Origin of the sequence: Sinomonas sp. (assembly GCF_051955515.1) — a bacterium.
GTDB lineage: Bacteria > Actinomycetota > Actinomycetes > Actinomycetales > Micrococcaceae > Sinomonas.
Map to the genome: position 1 here is coordinate 1 of NZ_JBQCGQ010000151.1, position 7,357 is coordinate 7,357.

General features: G+C 69.0%; 5 protein-coding genes and 1 pseudogene. 3 read left to right on the plus strand and 3 right to left on the minus strand.

The features are described from left to right. Nucleotides 1–426 (plus strand): annotated as a pseudogene (locus ACTHL9_RS08445) (dihydroxy-acid dehydratase); the annotation flags it as partial. A 50-nt stretch (nt 427–476) separates the two neighbouring features. Here ACTHL9_RS08445 and ACTHL9_RS08450 read toward each other — a convergent pair. Together ACTHL9_RS08450 and ACTHL9_RS08455 are read right to left on the minus strand one after the other, a co-directional pair. Then, nucleotides 477–2,189 carry a flavin monoamine oxidase family protein gene (locus ACTHL9_RS08450; protein WP_440518412.1) on the minus strand — a complete coding sequence of 571 codons (1,713 nt, stop codon included), beginning with the start codon at nt 2,187–2,189 and terminating at the stop codon, nt 477–479. 2 nt (nt 2,190–2,191) lie between these two features. Continuing rightward, nucleotides 2,192–3,661, minus strand: a complete 1,470-nt coding sequence (locus tag ACTHL9_RS08455; RefSeq protein WP_440518408.1) for an amino acid permease — start codon at nt 3,659–3,661, stop codon at nt 2,192–2,194. Between the two features lie 99 nt (nt 3,662–3,760). On the opposite strand from ACTHL9_RS08455, the gene ACTHL9_RS08460 reads away from it, so the two are divergent. Continuing rightward, a complete protein-coding gene (locus tag ACTHL9_RS08460; RefSeq protein ID WP_440518409.1) occupies nt 3,761–5,356 on the plus strand; it encodes a PucR family transcriptional regulator in 1,596 nt (531 codons plus the stop codon). On the opposite strand, the gene ACTHL9_RS08465 is transcribed toward ACTHL9_RS08460, so the two are convergent. Next, on the minus strand, nt 5,353–6,144 hold the full coding sequence (locus tag ACTHL9_RS08465) for a carbon-nitrogen hydrolase family protein (RefSeq protein ID WP_440518410.1): 792 nt from the start codon (nt 6,142–6,144) through the stop codon (nt 5,353–5,355). The genes ACTHL9_RS08460 and ACTHL9_RS08465 overlap by 4 nt on opposite strands. Before the next feature lie 245 nt (nt 6,145–6,389). Here ACTHL9_RS08465 and ACTHL9_RS08470 point away from each other — a divergent pair. Then, on the plus strand, nt 6,390–7,357 hold a 968-nt coding region (locus ACTHL9_RS08470; RefSeq protein WP_440518411.1), incomplete at its 3' end, for a LacI family DNA-binding transcriptional regulator.

Genomic DNA, 7,357 nt, shown 5'->3' on the forward strand with positions numbered 1-7,357 from the left:
GGGGACGTCGTCGTCGTCCGCTATGAAGGGCCCCGCGGAGGCCCGGGGATGCAGGAAATGCTCTACCCGACGTCGTTCCTCAAGGGCCGTGGGCTGGGCGCGCAGTGCGCGCTCATCACCGACGGCCGCTTCTCGGGAGGCACGTCCGGCCTTTCGATCGGCCACGTCTCCCCCGAGGCGGCCGCGGGCGGAACGATCGCCCTCGTCGAGGACGGGGACCTGATCGAGATCGACATCCACGAGCGCCGGATCCACCTCGATGTCGCCCCCGAGGTCCTGGCCGAGCGCCGCGCCCGGCTCGAGGCGAACGGCGGTTTCACGCCGAAGAACCGCGAGCGCACCGTGTCGACGGCGCTGCGCGCCTACGCGGCGATGGCACTTTCGGCCGACAAGGGAGCCGTCCGGGACGTTTCCCTGCTCGGCTGACTGGCCCCCTCGGCGGGTGCGGCGCGCGGCCGCACCCGCCGAGGCTCCCGCTAACCCAGCCGCACGGGACCCAGGTCGGCAAGGAACTGCCCGGGCCCCGGATTCTCCGGGTGGGACGCGCCGCCGAGGTGGTTGACCACGCCCCACACGGCGTTGAGGGCGGTGCTCACGGCGCCTTCCGCCCAGCCGGCCGTCCAGGAGATGTCGTCGCCCGCGAGGAAGATGCCTCGGTGCCCGGCATCGAGCCCTGACTGCTCGAAGTGGGTGTAGAGCCTCTGCTGGTAGCGGTAGTGGCCCGGAAGGTTGGCCTTGAAGGCGCCCATGAAGTTGGGATCCGCCTCCCAGGAGACGGTGATCGGCTGGCCGACGATGTGGCTGCGGATGTCCACTCCGGGATAGATCTTCTCGAGCGAGTGCAGCATGAGCTCCACCCGCTGCTCGCCGTCGAGGGCGAGCCATTTGAGGGCGTCGTCGTTCCACGTGTAGGAGAGCAGGATGACGCCGGGCTTGTCGGGGCCGTTGTCGAGAAGGTAGGTCGCGCGGTTAAGCCGGTCGGTGAGGGTCATCGACATGGTCTCTCGGCCCGTCGCGGGATCGAGGTCCTTCCAGAAGGGCCGGTCGACCATGACGAAGGTCTTCGACGACTGCATGTAGTGCGAGCGCTCGATCGCGGTCCAGTGCTCGGCCGGGAAGAGCTCCTCCTCCGTGTCGATCCGGGTGGAGAGGAGCCACGACTGGCAGGTCGCGACGACGGCCGGATAGCTGCGCTCCTTGCCCCAGCGTTCGGCGACGATGATCGGTGCGCTCTCCCCGGGCGGGGTGGCCTGGCTGTGGGAACGGGCGACGCGCCCGACGGCGCCGCGGGGCGTCCCGCCGTGGAGCGAGGCGAGGGTGGTACCCGCGGGCCAGTGCGCTATGTCCGACGGCGCATGGTTCCACAGTGCCTCCGGGAGCCTTTGCGCTCCGCCCACGATGAGCCGGTGACGGTCGTCGGCGTCGGTGTAGATGACACGGAGGATTTCCAGAATCGAGTTCGGAAAGTCCGTGTCCCACCCACCGGTGCCGAAGCCCACCTGCCCGAACGCCTCACGGTGCGCGAAGCCGGCATCCTTGAAGGCCTTGCTGTTCGCGATGAAGCCGTAGAAGCTCTCCTCGTCGAAGGCCTCGACGAGCGAATCCCAGAGTTCCTTGATCCGCCCCGTGTTGCGCGTGCGGAGGGCGTCCTGCATCTGGTCGAAGTGCGCTTCGTCGCGCAGCGCCGCCTTCCAGGCGGCCGCGACCTCGTGGAAGAACTCCGGAAGGTCCGCGGAGGTCTCAGCGTAGAACTTCTCGCCGGCGAGCTCGATGACAGTGCTCGAGGTGGCGGGAGCCAGCGGGTTGGGGAACTCGCGGGTCTCGAGGCCGAGGAGGTCGATGTAGTGGTAGAGCGCTCGGCCGGACTCAGGGAAGCGCATGCCGCCCAGGTCGGCGGTCACCTCCGCGGCACTTGAGAAGGCCGCCGTCCTGAGGCGGCCACCTATCTGGTCGGCCTCATAGACCACGGGCTTGAGGCCGAGCTTCATGAGCTCGTAGGCGGTGACGAGACCGGAAAGTCCTGCCCCGATGATCGCGACCTCGGTCCCATGCAGCTCCTCGGGCACACTTCCCAGCCCGGCCGGGTGGGCGAGGTAGTGGTCGTAGCTGAACGGGAAGTCGGGGTTCAGCATGGTCACGGGGAACCCCGACTCGTCTGGCCGGCTGAAGTCTGCGGGCTGGGCTGCCATGGTCATGCGAGTGCCTCCTGGTCTTGGGGTTCGGCCTGGGTTCCGACGCGGGAGTTGCGCCGGCCGTAGGCGAAGTAGAAAACGATGCCGATCAGCATCCACGCCCCGAACACGAGCCACGTGATGCCGTCCAGATTGGCCATGAGGAACGCGCAGGTGAGGGCTCCGAGCACCGGGACGATCGGGAAGAGCGGAACGCGGTACGTTCTGGCCATCCCGGGCCGGCTCACGCGCAGGATGATGACCGCGATATTCACGAGGGCGAAGGCGAAGAGGGTGCCGATGCTGGTCGCGTCGGCGAGGGCCCCGAGGGGGACGAAGGCGGCGGTCAGGGCCACCAGGACTCCGACGATCCAAGTCCCCGCCACCGGCGTGCCGGTCTTGGGCGAGACCCGCCCGAAGATGGCCGGGACCAGGCCGTCCCGGGACATGGTCAGGAGGATGCGTGTCTGGCCATAGAGCACGGTGAGCACCACGGAGCAGATGGCCAGGACCGCGCCGACGGCGAACACGACGGCGATCCATGCCTGCCCCGTCAGCTGGTCGAGGATCTGGACGAGCGCGGCCTCGCTGTCCCCGAACCACTGCCAGTCCTTCGCGCCGATCGCGGCGACGGCCACAAGGACGTAGAGGGTCGTGACGATGAGCATGGAGAGCAGGATCGCCCGCGGCATGTCCCGCTTCGGGTTGCGCGCCTCCTCGCCTGCGGTGGAGGCGGCGTCGAAGCCGATGTAGGAGAAGAAGACCTTGGAGGCGGCAGCACTCACTCCTGCGGCGCCCATGGGCATGAGCGGGGCGAAGTGGCCGGCATCGAAGGCCGTGAAGGCCACCGCGCAGAAGAAGACGAGAATCACGATCTTCACGGCCACGATCACCGTGTTGACCACCGCGCTCTCCTTCGCGCCGCGCACCAGGAGGAGGGTCGCGAGGAGGACGACGACGAAGGCTGGGATGTTCAGCATCCCGCCTCCCCCGGGTGGCTGGGAGAGCGCGTCGGGAAGCTGGACGCCGATCACGTTCAGGGTCTCATTGACGTACTGGCCGGCCCCGACCGCGACGGCCGCAACGGAGACCGCGTACTCGAGGACCAGGCACCAGCCGCAGACCCACGCCATGCCCTCGCCCATCGTGGCGTACGAGTACGAATAGCTCGAGCCGGCCACGGGGACCATGCCCGCCATTTCCGCGTAGCTGACGGCGGAGAGCAGGGCGGCGACGCCGGCCACCACGAAGGAGATCCAGACGGCCGGACCAGCGACCGGGACCGCCTCGCCGAGGATCACCAGGATCCCCGTTCCGAGCGTGGCGCCGACGCTGATCATGGTCAGCTGCAGGACGCCGAAGCTGCGGCGGAGGGTGCCGCCGCGGTGATCTGCGGCCTCGGACTCCATCTGGACGATGGACTTGCGGCGGAGGAGTTGGCGGGCAAGGCTCGTCTTCGAGTCCTCGCGCGTCTCAGTCAACGTGCTCATGGGACAGCCTCTATCTGTGTAGGTGTCGATGTCCGCACACAAGGCTAGGCGTGTGAGGCAGCTCTCAGCTCGGTGCAAAGTGACCTAGAATAGAGCGTTGTGGGATTCAACGCACCGGTCCTCGAAGGGCACAGCCTCACGGTTTCGGGTTTTCTGGCGCAGCTGCCTGACGACATCCGGGTGATTCACGACGCCGGGGACCAGCCCTTGCGCTGGGTGGAGCCGAGCGATCTCGACGACCCAACCCCGTATCTTCTCGACCACGAGCTGCTGCTGACCTCCGGCCTCCCCCTCCGGCGTCAGGGCACGGAGGCCGTGGATGCAGATGCCTTCGTGCGCCGACTCGTGGCGGCGCAGGTCTCGGCGCTCGGATTCGGCCTCGAGCCGTACTTCAGCGAAGTACCGGCAGACCTCGTCGAGGCGTGTTCCCGGCATGGCCTCACGCTGTGGGAGGTCCCGCCGACCCTGCCGTTCGCGGCAATCGGGCTGACCTTCTCGCGCCTGCTCGAATCCGAGAGCGCCCGGATGCTCCGCGATGTCGCGGACATGAGCCGCCAGCTCCTGCGCTCGGTCTTGGGCGCGAGGCCCGAACAGGATCTCCTCACGGCACTCTCGCGGCGGGTCGGAGCACGGCTCGAGCTCTACGGGGCGCGCGGCCAGCTCCGCTTCACCGCGGGCTCATGGAAGGGCCACGGTGACGAGGCTTCGGCGGTCGCGGACCTGCTCGAGGCGACGCTCGCGGGCTCCGGCGCCCGCGTCGAGCACCGCGGGACCGAATCCGGCGAGGTAGTCTCCTTCCCCCTTCGGAGTGGGCACGCCTCCGGGCGGGCCTCGGAGGCCACCCTCGGCGCGCTCGTCCTGATCGTTCCGCGCCCCCTCGCTCCGACCGAGCACAGCATTGTCACGACCGCCGTCGGACTCCTGGAAGTCCTCGCCCGCCAGCGCACGGCTGGCGACCTCTCGCCGAGCCAGCTCGCCACCGCCCTGCTGCTCGGAGCCGAAGGGCTGCCGGAACAGCTCGCCGAACGCCTGCTCGGCGAGAGCGTCGGTGGGCCGCGCCGGGCGCCGCTGCGCGTCGTCGTCGGCGCTCGCCCCGAATGGAAGGCCGAATCGGCACCGGCGGCCCGCCTGGGCGGCCTCGACACCCTACCCGAGGTGCTGCAGTGGCGGCGGCTCTGGGACTCCAAACTCGTCATCCACGAAGGCGGACACCTCGTGGCCCTGACTCGGATACACCCGTCGGCGGAGTCCTTCGCGGCCGCGGAGAAGGCCGGGTACGTTGTGGCGGTCAGTCCCGGGGCGGAGGTCGCGACCACGGCTGCCGGCGCCTACTCGGGCCTGCGCGAGCAGGCCCTCTCGGTGCTGCCCAGGGCTTTGGACGAGCGGCGGAGCATCAGCGCCGAGGAGGTGGCGCCGTCGTTCGCAGCACTCCTCCCACCCGAAGCCGGCAAGCTCCTCGCGCGGGAGCTGCTCGCTCCCCTCACCGAAGTCAGTGCGCCTCGCGGCGAACTCCTCCTCCGCGTGCTCCACGCGTGGCTCGAGGCAAACGGCTCCTGGGATGCGTCGGCGTCGGCGCTGGGACTCCACCGCAACAGCGTGCGGCGGCATATCGGGGCGGTCTCCGAGCTGCTGGGAAGGGACCTCAATGACGCCGGAGTCCGGGCCGAGCTCTGGATGGCCCTTCGCTTCCTCTAGAGATTCCACTCCCGGTACAGCTCGGGGCGACGATCGTTCAGATAGGGCACGTCGCCCCGGGCAGCCTCGGTCGCCGAGGGGTCCAGGTCGGCGAACAGCAGTTCCGCCCCGGCTCCACCCTGAGCCACCACCTCGCCGAACGGATCAGCGATCACGCTGAGCCCGGCCAGCTCGAGACCGTCTTCGCTCCCGCAATGATTGGCGTAGGCAACGTACAGCTGGCTCTCCAGGGCCCGCGTGGGAATGAGCCGGCGCTGCACCTTCTCATAGCCGGTGGACATCGCGGTGGGGACCAGCAGGGCGTGCGCGCCCAGCAGGGCCGCAGCGCGAGCCGTCTCGGGGAACTCGATGTCGTAGCAGATCGCAACGCCCAGCCGGAGCCCGCCGAAGTCGGCGACGACAGGCGGCGCGCTTCCCGGGGTGAAGACCTCCTGCTCTGCGGCGCCGAAGAGGTGCACCTTCACGTAGTGGGCGCGCCGGGCACCGCTCGCGTCCACGAGGGTGGCCGTGATGTGCCATTCCCCCTCAGCCACCTCGGGCAGGCTGTACAGCAGAGCGATTCCGTGGATGCGTGCGAGTTCCTCCAACGATGCCCGGATTCCCGGAAGCGCTTCGGGGTCGAGTTCCTTTCGGAGCCGGCGCGGTGCATACCCCACCGGGAACAGCTCCGGCGTCAGGAGAAGGTCGGCGCCCGCCTCACTCGCCTGGGCCGCCGCGCGATCGATGAGCTCGAGATTGCCGGCAACGTCGAGCACCCCCGACTGGGCCTGCATGAGCGCGAGACGCATCCTTTCCCTTCCTCCACGATGGGTGAAGGACCAGAGTAGGTCGGGCGGCGACTGCCAGTCTGTGGGCTTTTTGCACCACTGGCGAGCTCTCACGGTCTAAAAAGGACCACCAGTCACCGCGAGTCGTAACGCGCTTCGAACCCCAGCCCCCGCAGGGTGCGCCCCCTCGTTGCGCCGTCACCTTTGCAGGGTGCGCCCCCTCGCGGAATCGCCGCCTGAGACCGCGCATGACGTAAGGTCTGGGCATGGCTGTCACCCGCAACGACGTGGCGCGCAGGGCAGGCGTGTCCCCGGGCCTCGTCTCCTACGTGCTCAACGGCGGCCCCCGTCCGGTCTCCGCTGACGCGCGCGCCCGGATCGAGGCGGCCATGGAGGAACTCGGCTATCGACGCGACGGCGTGGCCAGGTTCCTGCGGACCGGCAAGACGAATTCGCTGGGCCTGGTGCTGCCGGATATTGCCTTGCCGTACTTCGCAGAAATCACCAAAGAGCTCAATGCCAGGGCCTTCGACGCGGGCTTTCAGCTGCTGATTGCCACCACCGAATTCGACGTCCAGCGCGAACGCGATCAGCTCGAGAGCCTCGCCGAACGGCGCGTGGACGGCATCATCCTCATGAGCGTGGAGCCCGAGCAGGACTTCAGCTCGCTCGAGCAGCTCGGGACCCGCGTTGCCGTGATAGACCGGCCGGAGTTCGCGGTGAACAGCGCCCGCGCCGAGACTGCGCATCTCATCGAGCACGGCCACACGCGGATCGGCTTCATCGGCGGGGGCGGGCTCGCCAGGGTCTCCAACCGACGCCAGCTAGGCTGGTCGCGGGCGCTCGAGTCCGCGGGGCTCGAGCACCGCGAAGCCTGGATCGTCTCCGCCGAGCTCACCAGGGCGGGAGGCCAGTCCGCGGCACTGCACCTGTTGGCGTCGAAGGAGCCCGAGGAAAGGCCCAGCGCACTGCTCGTCGAATCGGACGCCCAAGCCTGCGGCGTGCTCCGCGCCGCACGCGACCTCGGGCTCGACGTGCCGGGCGATCTCGCCGTCGTCACCTCGGAGGGCACCGACCTCGCAGCGTTCACGGTCCCCTCGCTGACCTCGATCGCCCAGCCTGTGCGCACGATCGCCCGCGATGCCGTGAACGCCGTCCTCGGCGAAGGGCCCGAGCGAGTGCTGCGGATCAACAACCTCGACTTCGAACTCGTGCTCCGCGAATCCTGCGGCCA